Source organism: Agrococcus sp. SCSIO52902 (genome assembly GCF_022983135.1).
Lineage (GTDB): Bacteria > Actinomycetota > Actinomycetes > Actinomycetales > Microbacteriaceae > Agrococcus > Agrococcus sediminis.
Genome location: NZ_CP095269.1, coordinates 383,624 through 405,940 on the forward strand (window position 1 = coordinate 383,624; position 22,317 = coordinate 405,940).

Consider the following 22,317-nt stretch of genomic DNA (forward strand, 5'->3'; position numbering starts at 1 on the left):
CGTCCCGCCCGGGGCGCGCCAGCGCATCCGGCCCCGCCCGTGGTGCGAGGATCGAGCCGTGCAGCTCATCCTCGCCTCCGCCTCGCCCGCCCGGCTCGCGCTGCTGCGCCAGGCCGGCATCGAGCCGCTCGTGCGGCCGACCGACCTCGACGAGGAGCTGCTCGTCGCGGCCCACGAGGCCGAGCACGGGCCGCTCTCCCCCGCCGCGTACGTGCTGCTGCTGGCGCGCGCGAAGGCCGAGGCGCTGCTCGACCAGGATCCGCTCACGGGCTTCGACGGCCTCGTGCTCGGCGGCGACTCGTCGCTCGAGCTCGACGGCGCGATGCTCGGCAAGCCGCACACGCCCGAGCGCGCGCGGGAGCGCTGGGTCGCGCAGCGCGGCCGGTCGGCGACGCTGCACTCGGGGCACTGGATGCTGCGGGTGCGCGACGGCCGGATCCAGGACTCCGCGGGCACCACGACCGCGACGCACCTCGACTTCTCGCCCGATGTGGACGACGCCGAGATCGACGCGTACGTCGCGACCGGCGAGCCGCTCCAGGTCGCGGGCGCGTTCACGATCGACGGGCGCGGCGCCGCCTTCATCGACCGCATCGACGGCGACCCGTCGACGGTGATCGGGATGAGCATCCCCGCGGTGCGCCGGCTCGCGCGCGAGCTCGGCGTCGCGTGGCCGGCGCTCACGGCGCCCGTCGCGACGCCGGCCGACGGGGCGTGACCGTGGCCCGCGGCCTGTGGGTGTGGGTGCGTGAGGACGCGCCGCCCGACCCGGCGGAGGTCGCCGCGATCGCCGAGCGCGCGCACGTGGCGGAGGCGTTCGTGAGCGTGCCGTGGTCGGGGCCGAGCGCCGACACCCATCGGATCGTCGCGGCCCTGCGCGGCCGGGGCGTCAGGGTCAGCGCCCTCGGCGGCGACCCCGCGTGGACGACCGGCGGCGACGCGGTGGCGTGGATGGAGCGCGCGACCGCCGCGTTCCTCTTCGAGGGCGTGCACCTCGACATCGAGCCGTGGGGCCGCCGCGACTGGAGCGGCCGCGAGGCCGAGCTGCTGCGCGGCCTCGAGCGCACGGTGCGCGACGTCGCCGCCCGCACGAGCCTGCCCGTCGACGTCGACCTCGTGCCCTGGCTCGCCGAGGCGCACCCGCGGCAGTTCGCCGACATCGCCGAGCGCGCCGACGCGGTGACGCTCATGGCCTACCGCGACCGGGCCGCCGACGTCCTCGCGACGAGCGCCGCGGCCCGCAGCGCGCTCGGCCGTCTCGGCCGCTCGTACCGCATCGGCGTCGAGACCGGGCCGATCGCCGAGCCCGAGCCGACCGCCCGGCAGACCTTCGCCGACGACGGGCGCGCGGTGCTCGAGCGCGAGCTCGCCGAGGTCGCGGCGGCGCTCGCCGCGGATGCGCGGTGCACGGGGGTCGCGCTCCACGACCTCGCGGGCTGCCGCGTGCTCGGTCCCTGACCGCCGGCCCGCAGCCGGGCTAGGTCGACTGCTGCGTGGGCACCGCGTCGGCCTCGTCGGGGTCGACCGCCTGCTCGAACTGCGCGTGCAGCAGCCGCCAGTACGCCCCCTGCCGCTCGACGAGCTCGTCGTGGTCGCCGTGCTCGACGATCGCGCCCTGCTCCATCACGAGGATGAGGTCGGCGTCGCGGATGGTCGAGAGCCGGTGGGCGATCACGAACGACGTGCGGTCGGTGCGGAGCGCCGCCATCGCGTGCTGCAGCAGCAGCTCGGTGCGGGTGTCGACCGACGAGGTGGCCTCGTCGAGGATGAGCACGCTCGCGCGGGCGAGGAAGGCGCGGGCGATCGTCACGAGCTGCTTCTCGCCGGCCGAGAGGTTGGTCGCGTCCTCGTCGATGACCGTGTCGTAGCCGTCCGGGAGCGCGTGCACGAAGCGATCGACGTAGGTGGCGCGGGCGGCCTCGAGGATCTCGTCCTCCGTCGCCTCCGGCCGGCCGTACGCGATGTTCTCGCGGATCGTGCCGCCGAAGAGCCACGCGTCCTGCAGCACCATGCCCGTCTGCGCGCGCAGCGCATCCCTCGTCATGGTCCTCGTGTCGACGCCGTCGAGCGAGATGCGGCCGCCGTCGATCTCGTAGAAGCGCATGAGCAGGTTGACGAGTGTCGTCTTGCCCGCGCCGGTCGGGCCGACGATCGCGACCGTCTGCCCCGGCTCGACGACGAGCGAGAGGTCGTCGATGAGCGGGCGGTCGGGCGAGTACGCGAAGCGCACGTGGTCGAACACCACGCGCCCCCGGCCGTCGGCGGCCGCCGCGCCGCCGGCATCCGACTCCTCCTCGTCGGCGTCGAGCAGCTCGAAGACGCGCTCGGCGCTCGCGACGCCAGACTGCACCATCGTGACGGTCTGCCCGATCTGGCCGAGGTTCTGCGAGAACTGCTGCGAGTACTGGATGAACGCCTGCACGTCGCCGACGAGGATCTGCCCGGCCGCGACGAAGAGGCCGCCGGCGACGGCGACGAGCACGTAGCCGATGTTGCCGATGAAGGTCATGAGCGGGAAGACGAGGCCCGAGAGGAACTGCGCCTTGAAGGCCGCCTGGAAGACGCCCTCGTTCTCGACCGCGAACCGGCCGCGCACGGCCTCCTCGCGCCCGAAGACCTTCACGAGCGCGTGGCCCGTGTAGGCCTCCTCGACGATCGCGTTCACGCGGCCGGTGCGGCGCCACTGCTCCTTGAAGAGCCCCTGCGCCGGGCCCAGCACCGCCCCGAGGATGATGCCCGTGAGCGGCACGGCGATGAGCGCGATGAGCGCGAGCCAGCCGTTGATCGTCAGCATCATCACCAGCACGCCGACGACCGTGAGGAGGCCGGTGACGATCTGCGACATGGTCTGCGACACCGTCTGCGACACGTTGTCGAGGTCGTTCGTGACGCGCGAGAGCAGCTCACCGCGCTGCGTGCGGTCGTAGTACGACAGCGGCAGGCGGTGGATCTTCTCCTCCACGTCGCGCCGCAGCCCCTGCACGGTGCGCTGCACGACGCGGTTCACGACGTAGCCCTGCAGCCACTGGAAGAGGGCGCCGACCGCGTAGACGGCGAGCACGAGCAGCAGGATGCCGCCGAGCGCCTCGAAGTCGATGCCCTGCCCCGGCTGCAGCCCCTCCATGCGCTCGAGGATGTTGGCCAGCTCGTCCTCGCCCGCCTGGCGCAGCCCGCCGACGACCTGCTCCTGCGTCGCGCCGGGCGGCAGGTCGCGCTGCACGAGGCCGCGCACGATGACGTTCGTCGCCTCGCCGAGGATGCGGGGCCCGAGCACGACGAGCACCACGCCGACCGCGCCGAGCGCGAACACGAGCGCGAGCAGCCAGCGGTGGGGCCGCATGAGGCCCAGGAGGCGCTTCGCGGAGGCGCCGAACGACTTCGCCTTCCCGGGCGGCGGCTCCCAGCCGCCGGCGCCGATGCGGGCGGCCTCGGCCTGCTCGGCCTCGATCCGCTCCTCGTCCGTGAGCTCGGGCTCCGGGGCCGTGCCCTGCTTCCGTGCCATCTCAGGCCTCCACTGCCATCTGCGACTCGACGATCTCGCGGTAGGTGGCGCTGCCGGCGAGCAGCTCGTCGTGGCTGCCGGTGCCGACAACCCGGCCGGCGTCGAGCACGACGATGCGATCGGCGTCGACGATCGTCGACACCCGCTGCGCGACGACGATCTGCGTCGTCGCGCCCACCGCCTCCCGCAGCGCCGCCCGCAGGCGCGCATCCGTCGTGAGGTCGAGCGCCGAGAACGAGTCGTCGAAGACGAGCACGTCGGGCTCGGCGACGAGCGCCCTCGCGATCGAGAGCCGCTGGCGCTGCCCGCCCGAGACGTTGGTGCCGCCCTGCGAGATGCGCGCGCCGAGCTGCCCCTGCATCTGCTGCACGAAGCCCGCCGCCTGCGCGATCTCGAGCGCGCGCCAGAGCTGCTCGTCGGTGGCCTCCTCGTTGCCGTAGCGGAGGTTCGACGCGACGGTGCCGGCGAAGAGGTAGGGCCGCTGCGGCACGATGGCGATGCCCCGCCAGAGGGTCTCGGCGTCGAGGTCGCGCACGTCGGCGCCGCCCACGAGCACGCTGCCGCCGGTGGCGTCGAAGAGCCGCGGGATGAGGTTCACGAGCGTCGTCTTGCCGGCGCCGGTCGAGCCGATGATCGCGACCGTCTCGCCGGGCTCGGCGCGCAGCGAGACGCCCTCGAGCACCGGCGTCTCGGCGCCCGGGTACTGGAAGCGCACGTCGCGCAGCTCGACGGTGCCGGGCGTCGGCATGCGGTCGCCGACCGCGACGCGCTCGATCGAGGGCACCGTCTCGAGCACCTCGCCGATGCGCTTCGCCGAGACCGCGGCCCTCGGGATCATGATCGTCATGAAGGTCGCCATGAGCACGCCCATGAGGATCTGCATGAGGTACTGCAGGAAGGCCATCATCGTGCCGATCTCGAGCTCGCCGGCGTCGACGAGCTGCGCGCCGAACCACAGCACCGAGACGCTCGAGACCTCGACGATGAGCATGATGATCGGGAACATCAGCACGAAGATGTTGCCGGTGCGGATCATCGCGTCGGTCACGCCGTCGTTCGCCACCGCGAAGCGGGCGCGCTCGCGCCGCTCCTGCACGAAGGCGCGGATGACGCGGATGCCGGTGAGCTGCTCGCGCAGCACCTTGTTGATGCCGTCGATGCGCTCCTGCAGCAGGCGGAAGATCGGCACGAGCCTCCAGACGAGGAAGCCGAGCACGAGCAGCATGAGCGGCACGGCGACGGCGATGAGCCACGAGAGCGTGCCGTCGGCCCGCACGGCCATGATCATGCCGCCGACGGCGAGCATCGGCGCCGACAGCAGCATGGTGCACGACATGAGGATGAGCATCTGCACCTGCTGCACGTCGTTCGTCGTGCGGGTGATGAGGCTCGCGGCGCCGAAGCGCTGCACGTCCTGCTCGCTGAAGTCGCCGACCGTGGCGAAGACGTCGGCGCGCAGGTCGCGGCCCGCGCGCATCGCGAGCCGCGCGCCGAAGAGGATCGCGAGGATGTTCGCGGCCACCTGACCGAGGCTCAGCCCGAGCATGAGCGCGCCGAGGCGCCAGATCGTGTCGGTGTCGCCCTGCAGCACGCCCTCATCGATGATGTCGGCGTTGATCGTCGGCAGCATGAGCGACAGCACCGACTGCGCGAACTGGAACAGCACGACGAGCAGGAGCGGGAGCCACGAGGGGCGCACGTAGCGGACGATGAGCTTCCAGAGCACGGTCAGGCCTCCGGGTCGACGAGGGCGGGTGCGGCGGCGCTGCCGATGCCGTGCAGCAGCACCTGCACCACGTCGGCGGCGGTGACCGACGGGGCGGTGTCGCCCCAGCCGGAGGCGGCCGCCCAGGCGAGCGTGCGCGTCATGTCGGCCGCGGCGAGCGGCGCGACGCGCAGCCGGTCTCGGTAGGGCTCGAAGCGCTCGGCGAGCCGCGCCTTCGACGACTCGAGCTCGCCCTGCCTGGCTTGCGCGCAGCGCTGCCCGATCGGACCGAGCGCCATCACGAGCCGGAAGATGAAGCGCATCCGCTCGACCATCGCGTCGACCGTCGTCGTCAGCATCTCCTCGAGCGAGCCGTGCTCGAGGCGCGCCTGCTCGGCCGCCCAGTCGGCGGCGTCGAGGTGGTGGTCGGCGAGCGCGACGAGCAGCGACTCCTTGTCGCCGAACGCCTTGAAGAGCGTGCCCTCGGCGACGCCAGCGGCCTCGGCGAGCTGGCGGCTCGTGATCGCGGCGCCGTGCTCGAGCACCGCGGGCGTGACGGCCTCGATGATCTGCGCGCGCCGGTCGTCGGCGCTGAGGCGAGGGATGGGTGGGGGCACGTCTCCGAGCATAGGTGAGTGAGCGCTCACTCACCAAGGGTCGATCGACGGCGCGCCGCCGGTCGCGACTGTGGGAATCGGCAACGGATCGCCGTCACCCTGTGTGGCGAGTGCACGCATCCGTCATGCGTCGCCGCCTAGGCTGAGGAACCATGCCCCGCATCACGAAGGTCCTCATCGCCAACCGCGGCGAGATCGCCGTCCGCATCATCCGCGCGGCGCGCGATGCCGGCATCGCCTCGGTCGCCGTGTACGCCGAGCCCGACCGCGACGCGCAGCACGCGCAGCTCGCCGACGAGGCGTACTCGCTGCACGGTGCGACGAGCGCCGAGAGCTACCTCGTGATCGACAAGATCATCTCGGTCGCGCGCCGCTCCGGCGCCGACGCGGTGCACCCGGGCTACGGCTTCCTCGCCGAGAACGCCGACTTCGCGCGCGCCGTGATCGACGCGGGCCTCATCTGGATCGGGCCGGGCCCCGACGCCATCGAGCAGCTCGGCGACAAGGTCTCCGCGCGGCACATCGCCGAGTCGGTCGGAGCGCCCCTCGCGCCCGGCACCATCAACCCCGTCGCGGGCGCCGACGAGGTGCTCGCGTTCGTCGACGAGCACGGGCTGCCCGTCGCGATCAAGGCCGCGTTCGGCGGCGGCGGGCGCGGCCTCAAGGTCGCCCGCACGCGCGAGGAGGTCGAGGAGCAGTTCGACTCCGCCACGCGCGAGGCCGTCGCCGCCTTCGGCCGCGGCGAGTGCTTCGTCGAGAAGTACCTCGACAAGCCGCGCCACGTCGAGACGCAGTGCCTCGCCGACGCGCACGGGAACGTCGTCGTCGTCTCGACCCGCGACTGCTCGCTGCAGCGCCGCCACCAGAAGCTCGTCGAGGAGGCCCCGGCGCCCTTCATCACCGCCGCGCAGGACGCCGAGCTGCGCCGCGCCTCGAAGGAGATCCTGCGCGCCGCCGCCTACGTCGGCGCGGGCACGTGCGAGTTCCTCATCGGCGCCGACGGCACGATCTCGTTCCTCGAGGTCAACACCCGCCTGCAGGTCGAGCACCCGGTCTCGGAGGAGGTCACGGGCATCGACCTCGTTCGCGAGCAGTTCCGCATCGCCGAGGGCGAGGCGCTCGGCTACGACGACCCCGAGGTGCGCGGCCACTCGATCGAGTTCCGCATCAACGGCGAGGACGCCGGCTCCGGCTTCATGCCCCAGCCCGGTCCCGTGCGCATCTTCCGCGCCCCGTCGGGCCCGGGCATCCGCGTCGACTCCGGCGTCGTCGCCGGCGATGTGATCGGCGGCAACTTCGACTCGATGCTCGCGAAGCTCATCGTCACCGGCCGCGACCGCGAGGAGGCGCTCGCGCGCGCCCGGCGCGCGCTCGCGGAGTTCGAGGTCGAGGGGCTGCCGACCGTGCTGCCGTTCCACCGCCGCATCGTCGACCACCCGGCGTTCGCCCCGGCCGGCGACGCACCCTTCTCGATCTACACCTCGTGGATCGAGACCGAGTTCGAGAACGACATCCCCGCATGGGGTGGCGAGCCGGGCGAGCTGGGCGGCCCCGAGCCGCGCCGCACCGTGGTCGTCGAGGCCGACGGCAAGCGCATCGCCGTCTCGATGCCGAAGCGGCTCTTCGCCGAGACGAAGGACGCCAAGGGGCCGGCGCCGCGCCGCACCCGCGCCGCGCTCGCGGGCGGTGCCGCGAGCGGCGCGATCATCTCGCCGATGCAGGCGACCGTCGTCAAGGCGGCCGTCACCGAGGGCGACCGGGTCGTCGCCGGCGACCTGCTGGTCGTGCTCGAGGCGATGAAGATGGAGCAGCCGCTCTCCTCCCCGATCGACGGCACCGTGACCGCGATCGATGCTCCTGTCGGCGGCACCGTGCCCTCCGGCCACCACCTGGTGACGATCACGCCGGACGCGGCGTAGCCGCCGCCCGCCGCAGCGCGGACGCCGCGAGCGGCGGGGGCAGGTGGGGCGCGAGCGCTCGGTACCGCTCGGCGGCGCTGTCGTCGCCCAGCCGCCAGGCGAGGTCGGCGAGCGCGAGGGACGCGTCCCGGCGCGCAGCACCCGGGCCGTCGTGCTCGAGCAGCGCGAGCGCCGCGAGCGGCTCGTCGACCGCCTCGCCGGCCGCGAGCGCCGCGCGCGCTCGCGCCACCTCGCGCGCCACGCGCGCCGCGTGCGTCGGCCGCACCGCCACCAGCCGCTCGTGCAGCGACGCGATCGTCGCCCAATCGGTCGCCTCGGCGCTCGGCGCCGCGACGTGGAGCGCTGCGATCGACGCCTCGAGCGCGAAGCGGCCGCCCGTGCCAGCGGTCGTGGCCGCATGCTCGAGGCCGACGAGCAGCAGCCCACGGTCCCAGCGGGTGCGGTCGACCTCGTCGAGCGGCAGCGCGGCACCCTCTGCGTCGAACCGGCCGGGCCGGCGGGCGAGCGCGAGCAGCACCACCGCCAGCAGCGCCTCCGCCTCGGCGTCGGCGGGATGCGCGGCGTGCACCGCGCGCGCGAGCGTCCACGCGCTGCGCCCCAGGTCGTCCGCTGCGCTCTCGGGCCGGATCGCGTCGCGCTGCGCGACCGCGTGCACCGCCGCGACGCACTCGAGCACCGCCGGCAGCCGCGCCGCCCGCTCGGCCGGCTCCGGCACCCGGAAGCGGCCAGCCCCTGCAGCGAGCGAGCGCTTGGCGCGCGTCAGGCGAGCGGATGCGGCGCGCGCGTCGATGCCGAGGTGCCAGGCGATGCGGGCGGTCGGCAGGCCGCACACCACCCGCAGCGCGAGCACGAGCCGGTTCGCGAATCCGAGCACCGGGTCGCACGCCACGAGCAGCAGCGCGTACCGGTCGTCGTCCGCCCCGCCCCAACCGGCCGCCTCTCGATCCGCGCGCAGCGCGAGCTCGCCGAGCGCGCGCTCGCGCACGGCGCGACCCCGCACCGCGTCGAGGTGGAGCCGACGGCCGACGGTCGTGCACCACGCCACGAGGTCGTCGATCGGCCGGGTCTCCGCGACCGCCCTCGCGAGCGCCTCGGCCGCGAGCTCCTCGCCCGCGTCGAGCGAGCCGGCGAAGGCCGCGAGCTGCCGCACGACGCTCGGCCACGCCCGCCGGAACTGCTCGTCGCTCGGCCCCACGCGGCCATCGTGGCACGCCCGCCGCGCGCTCACCCCATGGGGAAGACGCGCCGCCACTCGATGTGGCCCCCGGTCGGGACGAGCGGCGCCAGCTGCCGCGCGATCGTCTCCGACTCCGCCTCGATCACGTAGTAGCCGCTGATCACCTCGTCGCTCTCCAGGCTCGCGCCGTCGGTCCACACCGCGTCCTCAACCTCGCGGCCGTCGGGCCCGGGCCGGACGATGCCCCCGTGCCGCCGATTGTGGAGGGCGTTGCCGGCGACGATGCGCGCGCCGAGCTCGGCCACGCGCCGCTCGAAGACCTCGAACTCGGGGAACTCCGCCGCGATCTGCTCGCCCGCGCCCTCGCCGGCGTAGGCGTCGGAGTCCCAGTCGGGCTCGACGATCATGAACAGGTACTGGTCGGCCATCGCCGCATCCTCTCCTCGAGCCAGGCGCGTCGGTCGCAGTCTGGCAGGTGCTGTGACCGGGCGGCCACACGAGGGAGACGATCGGCGCGCGCCGGTTTCGACACCGGCGGTGCGTCAGTCCTCGACGCGGTGCATCGCGCGGGCGGCGTCCGAGACGGAGCCGGTGAGCGAGGGGAAGACGGGGAAGACGCGGGCGACCTGGTCGACGGTGAGGCGGTGCTCCATCGCCATCGTCACGGGGAAGATGAGCTCGGACGCCTTCGGCGCCACGATGACGCCGCCGATGACCGTGCCGGACCCGGTGCGCGCGAAGAGCTTCACGAAGCCGTCCTCGACGCCCATCATCTTCGCGCGGGCGTTCGTCGAGAGGTCGATCCGGTACACCTCGCCCTGCGCGATGCCGTCCTCGATCTCCTTCTGCGACCATCCGACCGTCGCGATCTCGGGCTGCGTGAAGATGTTCGAGGCGACCGTGCGCATCGAGATCGGGTCGACCGCGTCGCCGAGGGCGTGGAACATCGCCGTGCGGCCCTGCATGGAGGCGACGGATGCGAGCGGCAGGGCGTCGGCGCAGTCGCCGACCGCGTAGACGTTCGGCAGGTTCGTGCGCGCGACCCGGTTGACGAGGATGTTGCCGGACTCGGCGAGCTCGATGCCCGCCTCCTCGAGGCCGATCCCTGCCGTGTTCGGGATGGAGCCGACGGCCATGAGGCAGTGCGAGCCCTCGACGGTGCGGCCGTCGGTGAGGGTGACGACCACACCGGTCTCGGTGCGCTCGACCTTCTCGGCGCGCGACTTCGACAGCACGTGCATGCCCTGGCGGCGGAAGACGTCCTCGATGACGCGGGCGGCGTCGGAGTCCTCGCCGGGCAGCACCTGCTCGCGGCTCGAGATGAGCGTCACCTCGGCGCCGATGAGGCTGTAGGCGCTCGCGAACTCGGCGCCGGTGACGCCGGAGCCGACGACGATCAGGTGCTCGGGCACCTCCTCGAGGCCGTAGAGCTGGGTCCAGGTGAGGATGCGCTCGCCGTCGGGCATCGCCGAGGGCAGCTGCCGGGGCGTCGCGCCGACCGAGACGACGATGGTGTCGGCCTCGAACTCGTCGAAGTCGGCGCCCTGCTTGCCGGTCGAGACGACCACGCGGCCGGGGCCCTCGAGGCGCCCCTCGCCCTGCACGATCGTGACGCCCGCGGCCTCGAGGTCGGCCTTCATGTCGAGCGACTGCTTCGCCGCGAGCGACAGCAGGCGGCGGTTGACGGCGCGCAGGTTGACGGCGACCTCGGGCTTCTGCGGGCGGCCGCTGTCGCCGCGCACCGAGAACTGCACGCCCAGCTGGCTCGCGTCGCGGATCGCGGCGGCCGACTCGGCGGTCGCGATGAGCGACTTCGAGGGCACGACGTCGGTGAGGATCGCGCTGCCGCCGACGCCCGTGCGCTCGATGAGCGTCACGTCGGCGCCGAGCCGGGCGCCCGCGAGCGCGGCCTCGTACCCGCCGGGTCCGCCGCCGATGATGACCACGCGCTGCTTGCGCTCGAATGCACTCACGCGCTCCATCATCCCGCACATCCAGGCGGCGACGATCCCCTGCCTTCAGCCGACGGGGCGCTCGTGCACCGCCGAGGTCAGCGACGTGCCGTTCACCTCGACGTAGAGGGTGCCCTCGGTGCGCGAGACCGACATCGTCGTCCGCCGCGCGACGGCATCGGCGACCGCGTCGACGAAGCCGTCGTCGAACCACACCAGCCGCACGTCCTCGGCCCGGTGGATGCGCTTGCCCGCCCACTTCGCGGCCACCCGCTCGGGGTCGCGGTGCGTGTAGACGGCGGTGCGCTCGGCGGCGCGGCTGCCGCGGTGGACCCGCTCGGCGTCGGGCGCGCCGATCTCGATCCAGGCCATGAGCGCCCCGGTCAGGTCGCGCGCGAGCACGGCCGGCTCGTCGCCGCCCGCCACGCCGTCGCCGAACCCGATGCCCTCCTCGTGCTCGAGGCACAGGGCGAGCACGCGGGTCACCATGAACGCCGTCGTCTCCGACGGGTGCTGCGCGACCTTGAGCGACAGCTCCTCGTAGACGCCGCGATCGACGTCCGAGAGCTGCACGTCGAACGTGTGGATCGTCGCGCCGATGGCCATGGTGCTCCAGCCTAGGCGCGCGCCCGCCCGGCCCCCGCCGCCACCTCCCGCACAACGCAAGCCCGGCACGCGGTCCGTACGAGCCACGCGGCACCGCCGCCCTGCGCGCCAGTGGTTCGACCCGCGCGGCTTGCGTTGTGCTGAGCGGCAGGCGCGCCCCGCCGCCGCCTCTAGAGTGGGCGCCATGACGCACCCGCTCGACCCCCCTGCCGACCCGCGCGAGGTCGCGCGCCTGGCCGCCGACGACATCCGCCGCATCACCGGCGTCGAGTCGCACGACATCGCCCTCACCCTGGGCTCCGGATGGGCGCGGGCCGCCGACCTGCTCGGCGAGACCACGCACACGATCGACGCGACCGAGATCACCGGCTTCTCGCGGCCGGCGCTCGAGGGGCACGTCGGCACGATCCGCTCGGTGCGCACCGACGACGGCCGCCGCGCGCTCGTGATCGGCGCGCGCACCCACTACTACGAGGGCCACGGCGTGCGCCGGGTCGTGCACTCTGTGCGCACCGCCGCCGCGGCGGGCGCGACCGTCATGGTGCTCACGAACGGCGCCGGCGGCATCAAGCCGCACTGGACCCCGGGGCAGCCCGTGCTCATCAGCGACCACATCAACCTCACCGCCGACTCGCCGCTCGAGGGCGCCACGTTCGTCGACCTCACCGACCTCTACTCGCCGCGCCTGCGCGACATCGCCCGCACCGTCGACGGCAGCCTCGACGAGGGCGTCTACGTGCAGTTCCGCGGTCCCCACTACGAGACGCCCGCCGAGGTGCAGATGGCGAAGGCGATCGGCGGCCACATCTGCGGCATGTCGACGGCGCTCGAGGCGATCGCCGCGCGCGAGGCGGGCATGGAGGTGCTGGGCCTGAGCCTCATCACCAACCTGGCCGCCGGCATCCAGACCACGCCGCTGTCGCACGCAGAGGTCATCGAGGCGGGCCGCGAGGCCGAGGCGCGCATCTCGCGGCTGCTCGCCGACGTGGTCGCCGCGATCGGGACGCAGGCGTGAGCGCCGCCCCCGAGGCCGTCGCCGCGGCGCGCGCGTGGCTCGCCGGCGACCCCGACGAGACCACCCGCGCCGAGCTCGAGGCGACGATCGCGTCCGCCGAGGCCGGCGACGACGCGGCGATCGCCGAGCTCGCGGATGCGTTCCGCGGCCGCCTGCAGTTCGGCACGGCCGGGCTGCGCGGCCGCATCGCGCCGGGCCCCAACCGCATGAACCGCGTCGTCGTGCAGCAGGCCTCCGCCGGGCTCGCCGCGTTCCTGCTGAGCCGCGAGCCGCACCCCTCGGTCGTGGTCGGCTGGGACGGCCGCCGCGGCTCCGAGCGGTTCGCGCGCGACACCGCCGAGGTGCTCGCGGGCGCCGGCGTGCGCGCGATCCTGCTCCCCCGCCTGATGCCGACGCCCGTCACCGCCTTCGCGGTGCGCCACCTCGGCGCGAGCGCGGGCGTGATGGTGACGGCGAGCCACAACCCGCCGGCCGACAACGGCTACAAGGTCTACCTCGGCGGCGACGACGAGGGCAGCCAGATCGTGCCGCCCATCGACGCCGAGATCGCCGCCCGCATCGCCGAGGCCGCCGAGACGCCGGTCGCCGACTACCCGCGCGGCGAGCCGGAGGTCACGGGCGATGCCGTCTGGCGCGCCTACGTCGCCGCGACCGCCGCGATCGGCCAGCCCGACCAGGGCGTCGCCGGCGCGACGAGCGGCCCCCGCGTCGTCTACACACCGCTCCACGGCGTCGGCCTCGAGACGGTCGAGGCGGTGCTCGCCGAGGCGGGCTTCCCGCCCGTCATCCCCGTCCCCGAGCAGTCCGAGCCCGACGGCGCCTTCCCGACCGTCGACTTCCCGAACCCCGAGGAGCCCGGCGCCCTCGACCTCGCGATGGCGCTCGGCACGGCCGAGCAGGCCGACCTCATCATCGCGAACGACCCCGACGCCGACCGGCTCGCGGTCGCCGTGCCCGACGCATCCGCCCCCATGGGCTGGCGCATGCTCACCGGCAACGAGGTCGGGCTGCTGCTCGGCTGGGACGCCGCCCGCACCGCGCGCGGCCAGGGCGTGCTGGCGGCGTCGATCGTCTCCTCCCCCGGCCTCGGCGCGATCGCCCGGGCGCACGGGCTCGAGTTCGTGCAGACGCTCACGGGCTTCAAGTGGGTCTCGCGCGTGCCCGGCCTCGTCTACGGCTACGAGGAGGCGCTCGGCTACCTCGTCAACCCCGGCACCGTGCGCGACAAGGACGGCATCTCGGCGCTCGTGCGGCTGCTCACCCTCGCGAGCGACCTGCACGAGCGCGGCTCGTCGCTCGGCGAGGAGCTGCTCGCGCTCGCCGGCGAGTTCGGCGCCTTCGCCTCGGGGCAGGTGAGCGTGCGCGTCAGCGACCTCGCGCGCATCCCCGCGATCATGGCGTCGCTGCGCGCGGCGCCGCCGGCCGAGCTCGCGGGCTCGCGGGTGCTGGCCGCCGACGACCTCGCGCTGCCCGAGCACGGCTCGATCGGCGACATCCTGCGCTTCACGCTCGACGACGGCTCGCGCGTCATGGTGCGCCCGAGCGGCACCGAGCCGAAGGTGAAGGTCTACATCGACGCCTCCTCGACCGACGGCGCACCCGCGGCGCGCGTGCGCGCGGCGCGCGAGCGGGTCGCGGCGATCGCCGACGCGGTGCGCCCGCTGCTGGCCTGAGCCAGGGCCCGGCCTCGGCCGGATGCGGCACACTGGTGGGCGGATGCGCCGACGGGCGCGGGAGGGACGCGCATGCTGCGCACGATGCTGCAGGGCAAGATCCACCGGGCGACGGTCACGCAGGCCGAGCTGCACTACGTCGGGTCGCTCACGGTCGACGAGGACCTGCTCGACGCTGCCGACATCCTCCCCGGCCAGCAGGTCGACGTCGTCGACGTCGACAACGGCGCGCGCATCACGACCTACGCGATCCCCGGCGAGCGCGGCAGCGGCATCCTGTGCGTCAACGGCGCGGCCGCCCGGCTCGTGCACGTCGGCGACACCGTCATCGTCATCGCCTACGCCCAGCTCGACGACGCCGAGGCGCGCGCGTTCGAGCCATCGGTGGTGTTCGTCGACGACGCGAACCGCATCGTCGAGACCGGCCACGACCCGGGGCACGCGCCCGAGGGCACCCACCTGCGCACGGCCGCGCGGCCGCTGACCGACTAGCGGCCTCGGGCCCTCCGGCTCCGGGCCGGCGTCAGCCGCGCAGGGCCGCGATCGCCGCGTCGCGGTCGGCGGCAGCCGCGAGGCGGTCGATGACCCCGTCGCCGTCGAGCGCGTTGGCGAGCTCGGCGAGCATCTGCAGGTGGCGGCGCGGGCTCTGCGCGGCCATCGCGATGACGACGCGCACCGGGTCGTGGTGCGGGTGCCCGAAGGCGACCGGCTGGTCGAGCACCACGATCGCGAGCGCATCGCGCCGCACGACGGCGCTGGCGCGGGCGTGGGGCACGGCCACGCCGGGCGCGACCACGCAGTACGGCCCGGCCTGCTCGATCTGCTGCACGAGCTCGTCGACGTAGGCGCGGCCCACCGCGCGCGCGGTCACGAGGTCGACGCCGCCGGCGCGCACGGCCGCGCGCCAGTCGGCGGCATGCACCCCTGGCGAGAACGTGGCCTCGTCGAGCGGGAGCGTCATCGAAGGTCGTCGAACCCGTCGGCGATGAGGTCGGCGAGCTCCTCGCGCTCCTCGAAGGTGCAGAATGCGCTCGCCGCCGCGTTCTGCGCGACCTGCTCGAGGTCGTCGAGCTCCCAGTCGAACGCCTCGACGAGCAGGCCCAGCTCGCGCGTGAGCGTCGTGCCCGACTGCAGGCGGTTGTCGGGGTTGACGGTGACGCAGAAGCCGAGCTGGTGCAGCAGGTCGATCGGGTGGTCGTCGAGCGACTCGCCCCACTGGGCGATGGTGCCGGTCTGCAGGTTCGAGGACGGGCTCACCTCGAGCGCGATCTGGCGGTCCTTCACCCACTCGGCGAGCTCGCCCAGGCGCACGACGACGGCGTCGTCGGTCTCCTCCTCGACGACGATGTCCTCGGCGATGCGCGTGCCGTGGCCGAGCCGCAGCGCGCGGCCCGCGAAGAGGGCGTCGGCGATCGAGTCGAGACCCGCACCCTCACCCGCGTGCACCGTGGCCGGGAAGTGGGCGTGGGCGAGCCGGTCGAACGCCGACTGCAGGCGCGAGGCGGGGAAGCCGGCCTCGGGGCCGGCGATGTCGAAGCCGACGGCGCCGCGGTCGCGGTGCCGCAGCGCCAGCTCGGCGATCTCGTCGGCCCGGTCGAGGTGGCGCATGGCGCTGATGAGCTGGCCGGTGCGGATGCGGCCGCCGTGCGTGGCGACGAGGGCGACGGCCTCGTCGATGCCGGCCTGCACCGCCTCCACCGCCTGGTCGAGGGTCAGGCCCCGCTGCAGGTGCTGCTCGGGCGCCCAGCGGATCTCGCCGTAGACGACGCCGTCCTCGGCGAGGTCGAGCACGAACTCCTTCGCGACGCGGTGCAGCCCGTGCTCCGTCTGCATCACCGCGGTCGTGATGTCGAAGGTCGTGAGGTACTCGGGCAGCGAGCCGGAGTTCGACTGCGCGGCGAACCACGCGCCGAGCTCCGCCGCGTCGGTCGCCGGCAGCGCGAAGCCGATCTCGTCGGCGAGCTCGATGATGGTCTGCGGCCGCAGTCCCCCGTCGAGGTGGTCGTGGAGGCTGACCTTGGGCAGGCTCTGGATGTCGACGCCGTCGACCTCGTAGCGGCTCATCTCGTCTCCGTCGTCCGATGCGGTGGATCTCGATGCTATCCGTCGAACGTTGCCGTCGTGTTGCCGACGACGCGCGCCGGCGGCGCGGCCGACGTCAGGCGATGCGCTCCCGCACGATGGGCGGCACCGGCACCTCGGTACCGGGCGCCGCGAGCTCCCAGGCGCCCTCGAGCGCCTCGAGCGCGCGCGGGATGCGGGTGGCGTCGTCGGCGCTGATCGTCCAGAGCGGGTCGCCCTTCCGCACCGCGTCGCCCGGCTTCACGTGCAGGTCGATGCCCGCCGCGTGGACGACCGGGTCGCTCGCGCGGGCACGGCCGGCGCCGAGCCGCCAGGCGGCGATGCCGAACGGCAGCGCCTCCTGCCGCGCGAGCACGCCGTCGGCCTCGGCGACCACCGTGTGCGTCTCGCGCGCGACCGGCAGCGGCGCATCCGGGTCGCCGCCCTGCGCGACGACGAAGCGCCGCCAGACGTCCATCGCGCGGCCGTCGGCGAGCGCGGCCTCGACGTCGGCGTCGCCCTTGCCCACCGCATCCAGCATCTCCCGGGCGAGCGCCACGGTGAGCTCGACGACGTCGGCGGGGCCCCCGCCGGCGAGCACCTCGACCGACTCGCGCACCTCGTTGGCGTTGCCGATCGCGAGGCCGAGCGGCACGTCCATCGTCGTGAGCAGCGCGCGCGTCTCGACGCCCGCGTCGCGGCCGAGCTCGACCATCGTCAGCGCGAGCTCGCGGGCGCGCTCGAACTCCTGCATGAACGCGCCGGAGCCGAACTTCACGTCGAGCACGAGCGCACCGGTGCCCTCGGCGATCTTCTTCGACATGATCGACGAGGCGATGAGCGGGATCGCCTCGACCGTGCCGGTGATGTCGCGGAGCGCGTAGAGCCGCTTGTCGGCCGGGGCGAGGCCCGTGCCGGCCGCGCACACGACGCCGCCGACCGTGCGCAGCTGCTCGAGCATCTCGTCGTTCGTCAGCTCGGCCCGCCAGCCCGGGATCGACTCGAGCTTGTCGAGCGTGCCACCCGTGTGGCCGAGCCCGCGGCCCGACAGCTGCGGCACGGCGGCGCCGAAGGCGGCGACGAGCGGCATGAGCGGCAGCGTGATCTTGTCGCCGACGCCGCCGGTCGAGTGCTTGTCGACCGTGGGCGCGTCGAGCGACGAGAAGTCCATCCGCTCGCCGGAGGCGATCATCGCCATCGTGAGGTCGTGGATCTCGCGGCGCTCCATGCCGTTCAGCAGGATCGCCATCGCGAGCGCCGCCATCTGCGGGTCCTCGACGTAGCCGCGCGTGTACGCATCGATGAGCCAGTCGATCTGCTCGGTCGAGAGCGAGCCGCGGTCGCGCTTCGTGCGGATGATGTCGACGGCGTCGAAGGCCTCAGCCACGATCTGCCCCTCCGGTCTCGGGATGCCCTGCGGCATAGGCGTCGAGCGCGCCCGGGCCGAACGCATCCGGGAGCACCTCCGCCATGGTGCGGATGCCGCTCACGGTGTCGAGCAGCATGCCGGGGGCGGCGTGCTCGGAGAGCAGCTGGCGGCAGCGGCCGCACGGCATGAGCCGCTCGCCGTCGCCGTTGACGCACGCGAAGGCCATCAGCCGGCCGCCGCCGCCCATCACCATCGCGCTCACGAGCGAGCACTCGGCGCACAGCGTGACGCCGTAGGCGGCGTTCTCGATGTTCGCGCCGGTCACGACCCGGCCGTCGTCGACGAGCGCCGCGGCGCCCACCGGGAACCGCGAGTACGGCACGTACGCGTGCCGCGTCGCCTCGTGGGCCGCGTCGTGCAGCGCCTTCCAGTCGATGTCGCCCATCGCCGCTACTGCTTCACGTACGGCTTGCCGCTGGCCGCAGGCGGCCTCGACCGCCCGATGAAGCCTGCCACCGCGAGCAGCGTGATGACGTACGGGAGCATGAGCATGAACTCGCTCGGCACGGGCGAGCCGATCGCGCCGAGCGTCTGCTGCAGCGCCGACGCGAAGCCGAACAGCAGCGCCGCGAGCGTCGCCTTGATCGGGTGCCACTGGCCGAAGATGACCGCCGCGAGGGCGATGTAGCCGAGTCCGGCCGTCATCTCGCGCGTGAAGGAGCCGTTGGAGTCGAGCGTGAAGTACGCGCCGCCGAGGCCGGCGACGGCGCCCGCGAGCGCGACGTTCCAGAAGCGCAGCCGGTTCACCTTGATGCCGACCGTGTCGGCGGCCATCGGGTGCTCGCCGATGGCGCGCAGGCGCAGGCCCCAGGTGGTCTTGAACAGGCCCCACGCGATGAGCGGCACGATGACGTACATCGCGTAGACGATGATCGTCTGCTTGAACAGCGCCGGGCCGATGAGCGGGATGCTCTCGAGCAGCGGGATGGGGATCTTCGGCAGGCGCACGGGCGAGTTGAGCGCCGGGTTGTCGGTGAGCACCGACGAGTAGAAGAAGTTCGTCAGGCCCGCGACGAGCACGTTGAGCACGACGCCGACGATGACCTGCTCGACGAAGTAGCGGATCGCGAAGACCGCGAGCACCATCGACACCAGCACGCTCGCGAGCATCGCCGCGACGACGCCGACGAGCGTCGAGCCGGTGGCCGAGGCGACCACGGCACCGGTGAACGCGCCGCCGAGCAGCTGCGCCTCGATGGCGATGTTCACGACGCCCGCGCGCTCCGAGAGCACGCCGCCCATCGCGCCGAGGATGAGCGGCACCGACAGGCCGACGGTCGCGAACAGCAGGCCCGCGATCGGGATCATGGAGCCCGCGCCCGCCCAGGTGAGGAACGCGACGACGAAGAGCACGCCGAAGACGATCGGCAGCCAGACGCCGAGCCTCCGCGCGGTGGCCGCCGCCCAGAACGACAGCGCCGTGAGCGCCGCGAGCAGGATGACGATGACGATGCCCGTCGCGCGCGCCGGGAGCACCGCATCCGGCAGCTGGAACAGGTCGCCGGACGAGGCGAGGCGCAGCGTCGCGGAGCCGTCGCGGCCGAGCACGACCGTGAGCAGCAGCGCGACGAGCGTGAGCACCGTGTACGAGATCGGCGCCTTCCAGTGCTTGACGACCGCGCGCTCGAGCTCGACGGTCTCGGCCTGCGCCGGCGCCTGGGTGGTGGGCTGCTGCGCGGTCACGACTGCGCTCCCTTCGCCTTGGTCGCGTCCGAGATCGCGGCCTCGTCGCGCAGCTGCCTGCGCGACTTCCTGCCGGGCTGCGGCAGGCCGAACATCGCGCGCACGAGCGGCGGGGCCGCGATGAACAGCACGATGAACGACTGCACGACGAGGATGATGTCGATCGGCACGCCCTCGGCCGCCTGCATGCGGAAGCCGCCGGCCTTGAAGGCGCCGAACAGCAGGCCCGCGAAGAAGGTGCCCCACGGCGTGGAGCCGCCGAGCAGCGCGACCGTGATGGCGTCGAAGCCGATGCCGGCGTCGATGCCCGAGGTGAAGCCGGTGGTGACGGCGCCCGTCACCTGCTGGGCGCCCGCGAGCCCCATGAAGCCGCCCGCGAAGAGCATCGCGTAGACGGTGAGGCGCTTGACGTCCATGCCGGCGTTGAGCGCGGCGTTGGCGTTGTAGCCGACGGCGCGGAACTGGAAGCCGATGTTCGAGCGGTTGATGAGCCACGAGCAGAAGATGACCGCGGCGACCGACAGCACGAAGCCCCAGTGCAGGATGAAGGGCGGGCCGAAGATCGACGGCAGCACCGCGGTCTCGGCCATCGGCGGCGAGATCGGGTTGTTGCTGCCCGGGTTCTGCAGCAGGCCCGGCGTGCGCAGCATCCAGGTGATGAACCATAGCGCGACGAAGTTCAGCATGATCGTGACGATCACCTCGTGCGCGCCCGTGTACGCCTTGAACGCGCCGGCGATGCCGCCCCAGATGGCGCCCGCGGCGATGCCCGCCGCGATCGCGACGAGCACGTGCAGCACGGGCGGCAGGGCGAACGAGTAGCCGACCCAGCCGGCAGCCGCGGCAGCCCACAGCATCTGGCCGCGGCCGCCGATGTTGAACAGGCCGACGCGGAACGCGATCGCGACGCCGAGGCCCGCGGCGATGAGCGGGGTGGCGAAGTTCAGCGTGTCGGTGAGCGGCTTGATGAGCTGCGCGAAGCCGGCGTCGGCCCGCGAGACGTTGAGGATCGACCCCTGGAAGAGCGCCCAGTAGGCGCCGCCGACGGCGTCCCAGGCCGCGGCGAGCGTGTCGCCCGGCCGGGCGAAGAAGTAGCCGCTCGTCTCCTGCACGCGCTCGTCGGTCGCGGCGATGAGGATGCCGCCGACGACGAGCGAGGTGACGATCGCGAGCACGGCCATGACGAGGTTGCCGCCCATGATGCGGCGGAAGGCACTGCCCCAGGGGTCCTCCTGCTCGACCTGCCGGTCGTCGGTGGGCACGACGACCGCCGGCGCGGCCACCTCCGCGGCCTCGGGCGCGTGCACGACCGCGGGGGCGTCCCCGGAGTCGGGCGAGCCGCCGGGGTGCTGCTGCGCCGCGGGCTCCATCGGGTCGTCGGCGTCGCGCGGCCTGTCGTTCACGCTGCGGCTCCCTTCGAGGGGGTCGGCGCCGGGATGCCGGCGGGGCGCTCCCCGGCCATCATGAGGCCGAGGATGTCGCGGCTGGTGTCGGCGGGGACGATGCCGACCACGCCGCCGCGGTACATGACCGCGATGCGGTCGGCGAGCCCGACGACCTCGTCGAGCTCGGTGGAGACGACGATGACAGGGATGCCCGCGTCGCGGGTGGCGATGATCTGGCTGTGCACGAACTCGATCGAGCCGACGTCGAGGCCGCGGGTGGGCTGCGAGGCGACGAAGAGCGAGAGGGGGCGCCCGAGCTCGCGCGCGAGCACCACCTTCTGCTGGTTGCCGCCCGAGAGCGTGCCGACGTGCGTGTCGATGCCCTGGGCGCGGATGTCGAAGGCGCCGAGCTTCTCGGTCGCGAACTCGTCGCGGGCGCCGCGGTCGATGGTGCCGGCGCTCACGAAGGGCGCTCCGCGGTAGCGGTCGAGCATCAGGTTCTCGGCGATCGTGAAGTCGCCGACGAGGCCGTCGACCTTGCGGTCCTCCGGCACGAACCCGACGCCGGCGTCGAGCACCTCGCGCACGGAGTCGCCGAGCAGCTCGTTGCCGTTGAGGTCGATCGAGCCGGTGGCGCGGGGCTGGAGGCCCAGGATGGCCTCGGTGAGCTCGGTCTGGCCGTTGCCCTGGACGCCGGCGATGCAGAGCACCTCGCCGCCCTGCACCGTGAACGAGACGTCGTTGACGACCTTCTGGCCGATCGCATCCAGCACCGTCAGGCCCGTGACCTCGAGGCGGTTGTCGGTGAGCACCGGCGGGCGCTTGTGCACGGTGAGCTCGACCGGGCGGCCGACCATCATCGACGCGAGCTCGGTGCTCGACGACTGCGGGCTCGCCTCGCCCACGACCTTGCCGAGGCGGATGACCGTGATGCGGTCGGCGATCGCGCGCACCTCGCGGAGCTTGTGGGTGATGAAGACGATCGCGGTGCCCTCGTCGCGGAGCTGCTGCATGATCGCCATCAGCTCGTCGGTCTCCTGCGGCGTGAGCACGGCGGTGGGCTCGTCGAACACGAGCACCTTCGCGTCCTGCGAGAGGGCTTTGATGATCTCGACGCGCTGCTGGACGCCGACGGGCAGGTCCTCGATCCTGGCGTCGGGGTCGATGTGGAAGCCGAAGCGCTGCGAGATCTCGCGCACCTTCTGCTTCGCGCCCGCGAGGCCGCCGAGGGCGCGCTCGTGGCCGAGCAGCACGTTCTCGGCGACGGTGAAGACGGGGATGAGCATGAAGTGCTGGTGCACCATGCCGATGCCGGCGTGCATCGCGTCGCCGGGGCCCGCGAAGCGCTGGGGGGCGCCGTCGAGCAGGATCTCGCCCTCCTCGGCGTGGTACAGGCCGTAGAGCACGTTCATGAGCGTCGACTTGCCGGCGCCGTTCTCGCCGAGGAGGCAGTGGATCTCGCCGGCCCGGACCTCGAGGTCGATGTGGTCGTTCGCGACCAGCGCGCCGAAGCGCTTCGTGATCCCTCGGAGCTCGAGGGTGGGGTGCTCGACGGCCATGTGCCTTCCTTCGACCTTGACGACGCCTGTGAAT

Annotated in this window: 20 protein-coding genes; 6 read left to right on the forward strand and 14 right to left on the reverse strand. The window is 73.4% G+C overall.

Going from position 1 to position 22,317, the window contains the following annotated elements:
- The first annotated feature begins 58 nt into the window (after nucleotides 1-58).
- Nucleotides 59-718, forward strand: a complete 660-nt coding sequence (locus tag MU522_RS01885) for a nucleoside triphosphate pyrophosphatase (protein ID WP_246992073.1) — start codon at nucleotides 59-61, stop codon at nucleotides 716-718.
- A complete protein-coding gene (locus MU522_RS01890) occupies nucleotides 715-1,458 on the forward strand; it encodes a hypothetical protein (RefSeq protein ID WP_246992075.1) in 744 nt (247 codons plus the stop codon). Before MU522_RS01885 ends, MU522_RS01890 begins: the two co-directional genes overlap by 4 nt.
- Nucleotides 1,459-1,477: 19 nt before the next feature.
- Here MU522_RS01890 and MU522_RS01895 read toward each other — a convergent pair whose 3' ends face one another.
- Genes MU522_RS01895 through MU522_RS01905 form a run of 3 tightly spaced genes read right to left on the reverse strand, consistent with a single transcriptional unit; the run spans nucleotide 1,478 to nucleotide 5,824 of the window.
- The gene (locus tag MU522_RS01895) at nucleotides 1,478-3,502 is read right to left on the reverse strand and encodes an ABC transporter ATP-binding protein (protein WP_246992077.1); all 2,025 of its coding nucleotides are present in this window, start codon (nucleotides 3,500-3,502) and stop codon (nucleotides 1,478-1,480) included.
- A gap of 1 nt (nucleotide 3,503) precedes the next feature.
- The gene (locus MU522_RS01900) at nucleotides 3,504-5,228 is read right to left on the reverse strand and encodes an ABC transporter ATP-binding protein (RefSeq protein ID WP_128189133.1); all 1,725 of its coding nucleotides are present in this window, start codon (nucleotides 5,226-5,228) and stop codon (nucleotides 3,504-3,506) included.
- 2 nt (nucleotides 5,229-5,230) lie between these two features.
- Nucleotides 5,231-5,824: a TetR/AcrR family transcriptional regulator gene (locus tag MU522_RS01905; RefSeq protein WP_246992079.1), complete on the reverse strand. Its 594-nt coding sequence runs from the start codon at nucleotides 5,822-5,824 to the stop codon at nucleotides 5,231-5,233.
- 152 nt (nucleotides 5,825-5,976) lie between these two features.
- On the opposite strand from MU522_RS01905, the gene MU522_RS01910 reads away from it, so the two are divergent.
- The gene (locus MU522_RS01910) at nucleotides 5,977-7,743 is read left to right on the forward strand and encodes a biotin carboxylase N-terminal domain-containing protein (protein ID WP_246992081.1); all 1,767 of its coding nucleotides are present in this window, start codon (nucleotides 5,977-5,979) and stop codon (nucleotides 7,741-7,743) included.
- Here the strand turns inward: MU522_RS01910 and MU522_RS01915 are convergent.
- The 4 genes from MU522_RS01915 to MU522_RS01930 all read right to left on the reverse strand — a co-directional run bounded on the left by MU522_RS01915 (nucleotide 7,724) and on the right by MU522_RS01930 (nucleotide 11,478).
- A complete protein-coding gene (locus MU522_RS01915; RefSeq protein ID WP_246992083.1) occupies nucleotides 7,724-8,938 on the reverse strand; it encodes a DUF6596 domain-containing protein in 1,215 nt (404 codons plus the stop codon). The genes MU522_RS01910 and MU522_RS01915 overlap by 20 nt on opposite strands.
- Nucleotides 8,939-8,967: 29 nt before the next feature.
- Complete coding sequence (locus tag MU522_RS01920; RefSeq protein WP_246992084.1) at nucleotides 8,968-9,348, reverse strand: hypothetical protein; 381 nt, start codon at nucleotides 9,346-9,348, stop codon at nucleotides 8,968-8,970.
- Nucleotides 9,349-9,462: 114 nt separating this feature from the next.
- Nucleotides 9,463-10,902, reverse strand: a complete 1,440-nt coding sequence (locus MU522_RS01925; RefSeq protein WP_246993394.1) for an NAD(P)H-quinone dehydrogenase — start codon at nucleotides 10,900-10,902, stop codon at nucleotides 9,463-9,465.
- 36 nt (nucleotides 10,903-10,938) lie between these two features.
- Nucleotides 10,939-11,478 (reverse strand): YaeQ family protein, encoded by a 540-nt coding sequence (locus tag MU522_RS01930; RefSeq protein WP_246992086.1) that lies wholly within the window; start codon nucleotides 11,476-11,478, stop codon nucleotides 10,939-10,941.
- Between the two features lie 184 nt (nucleotides 11,479-11,662).
- Between MU522_RS01930 and MU522_RS01935 the strand changes: the two genes are divergently transcribed.
- The 3 genes from MU522_RS01935 (at nucleotide 11,663) to panD (ending at nucleotide 14,658) form a co-directional block, all read left to right on the forward strand.
- A complete protein-coding gene (locus tag MU522_RS01935) occupies nucleotides 11,663-12,493 on the forward strand; it encodes a purine-nucleoside phosphorylase (protein WP_128190617.1) in 831 nt (276 codons plus the stop codon).
- The gene (locus MU522_RS01940; protein ID WP_246992088.1) at nucleotides 12,490-14,166 is read left to right on the forward strand and encodes a phospho-sugar mutase; all 1,677 of its coding nucleotides are present in this window, start codon (nucleotides 12,490-12,492) and stop codon (nucleotides 14,164-14,166) included. Before MU522_RS01935 ends, MU522_RS01940 begins: the two co-directional genes overlap by 4 nt.
- A gap of 72 nt (nucleotides 14,167-14,238) precedes the next feature.
- Nucleotides 14,239-14,658: an aspartate 1-decarboxylase gene (gene panD / locus MU522_RS01945; protein WP_146357855.1), complete on the forward strand. Its 420-nt coding sequence runs from the start codon at nucleotides 14,239-14,241 to the stop codon at nucleotides 14,656-14,658.
- A gap of 31 nt (nucleotides 14,659-14,689) precedes the next feature.
- Here the strand turns inward: panD and MU522_RS01950 are convergent, their stop codons facing one another.
- The 7 genes from MU522_RS01950 to MU522_RS01980 all read right to left on the reverse strand — a co-directional run bounded on the left by MU522_RS01950 (nucleotide 14,690) and on the right by MU522_RS01980 (nucleotide 22,283).
- Nucleotides 14,690-15,127: a PTS sugar transporter subunit IIA gene (locus MU522_RS01950; protein WP_246992090.1), complete on the reverse strand. Its 438-nt coding sequence runs from the start codon at nucleotides 15,125-15,127 to the stop codon at nucleotides 14,690-14,692.
- The gene (locus tag MU522_RS01955; protein ID WP_246992092.1) at nucleotides 15,124-16,230 is read right to left on the reverse strand and encodes an adenosine deaminase; all 1,107 of its coding nucleotides are present in this window, start codon (nucleotides 16,228-16,230) and stop codon (nucleotides 15,124-15,126) included. The genes MU522_RS01950 and MU522_RS01955 overlap by 4 nt, the downstream gene beginning before the upstream one ends.
- A gap of 94 nt (nucleotides 16,231-16,324) precedes the next feature.
- On the reverse strand, nucleotides 16,325-17,650 hold the full coding sequence (locus MU522_RS01960; RefSeq protein WP_246992094.1) for a thymidine phosphorylase: 1,326 nt from the start codon (nucleotides 17,648-17,650) through the stop codon (nucleotides 16,325-16,327).
- Nucleotides 17,607-18,041 carry a cytidine deaminase gene (locus tag MU522_RS01965; RefSeq protein WP_246992097.1) on the reverse strand — a complete coding sequence of 145 codons (435 nt, stop codon included), beginning with the start codon at nucleotides 18,039-18,041 and terminating at the stop codon, nucleotides 17,607-17,609. The genes MU522_RS01960 and MU522_RS01965 overlap by 44 nt, the downstream gene beginning before the upstream one ends.
- Nucleotides 18,042-18,046: 5 nt before the next feature.
- A complete protein-coding gene (locus tag MU522_RS01970; RefSeq protein ID WP_246992099.1) occupies nucleotides 18,047-19,339 on the reverse strand; it encodes an ABC transporter permease in 1,293 nt (430 codons plus the stop codon).
- Nucleotides 19,336-20,742 (reverse strand): ABC transporter permease, encoded by a 1,407-nt coding sequence (locus MU522_RS01975; RefSeq protein WP_246992101.1) that lies wholly within the window; start codon nucleotides 20,740-20,742, stop codon nucleotides 19,336-19,338. Before MU522_RS01975 ends, MU522_RS01970 begins: the two co-directional genes overlap by 4 nt.
- Nucleotides 20,739-22,283, reverse strand: a complete 1,545-nt coding sequence (locus MU522_RS01980) for an ABC transporter ATP-binding protein (protein ID WP_246992103.1) — start codon at nucleotides 22,281-22,283, stop codon at nucleotides 20,739-20,741. The genes MU522_RS01975 and MU522_RS01980 overlap by 4 nt, the downstream gene beginning before the upstream one ends.
- Nucleotides 22,284-22,317 lie beyond the last annotated feature (34 nt).

Coding starts and splice junctions, on each gene's coding strand:
- MU522_RS01895 (WP_246992077.1), bottom strand. CDS start 3,502: ATGGCACGGAAGCAGGGCACGGCCCCGGAGCCCGAGCTCACGGACGAG.
- MU522_RS01910 (WP_246992081.1), top strand. CDS start 5,977: ATGCCCCGCATCACGAAGGTCCTCATCGCCAACCGCGGCGAGATCGCC.
- MU522_RS01920 (WP_246992084.1), bottom strand. CDS start 9,348: ATGGCCGACCAGTACCTGTTCATGATCGTCGAGCCCGACTGGGACTCC.
- MU522_RS01925 (WP_246993394.1), bottom strand. CDS start 10,902: ATGGAGCGCGTGAGTGCATTCGAGCGCAAGCAGCGCGTGGTCATCATC.
- MU522_RS01930 (WP_246992086.1), bottom strand. CDS start 11,478: ATGGCCATCGGCGCGACGATCCACACGTTCGACGTGCAGCTCTCGGAC.
- MU522_RS01935 (WP_128190617.1), top strand. CDS start 11,663: ATGACGCACCCGCTCGACCCCCCTGCCGACCCGCGCGAGGTCGCGCGC.
- panD (WP_146357855.1), top strand. CDS start 14,239: ATGCTGCGCACGATGCTGCAGGGCAAGATCCACCGGGCGACGGTCACG.
- MU522_RS01950 (WP_246992090.1), bottom strand. CDS start 15,127: ATGACGCTCCCGCTCGACGAGGCCACGTTCTCGCCAGGGGTGCATGCC.
- MU522_RS01955 (WP_246992092.1), bottom strand. CDS start 16,230: ATGAGCCGCTACGAGGTCGACGGCGTCGACATCCAGAGCCTGCCCAAG.
- MU522_RS01960 (WP_246992094.1), bottom strand. CDS start 17,650: ATGCCGCAGGGCATCCCGAGACCGGAGGGGCAGATCGTGGCTGAGGCC.
- MU522_RS01965 (WP_246992097.1), bottom strand. CDS start 18,041: ATGGGCGACATCGACTGGAAGGCGCTGCACGACGCGGCCCACGAGGCG.
- MU522_RS01980 (WP_246992103.1), bottom strand. CDS start 22,283: ATGGCCGTCGAGCACCCCACCCTCGAGCTCCGAGGGATCACGAAGCGC.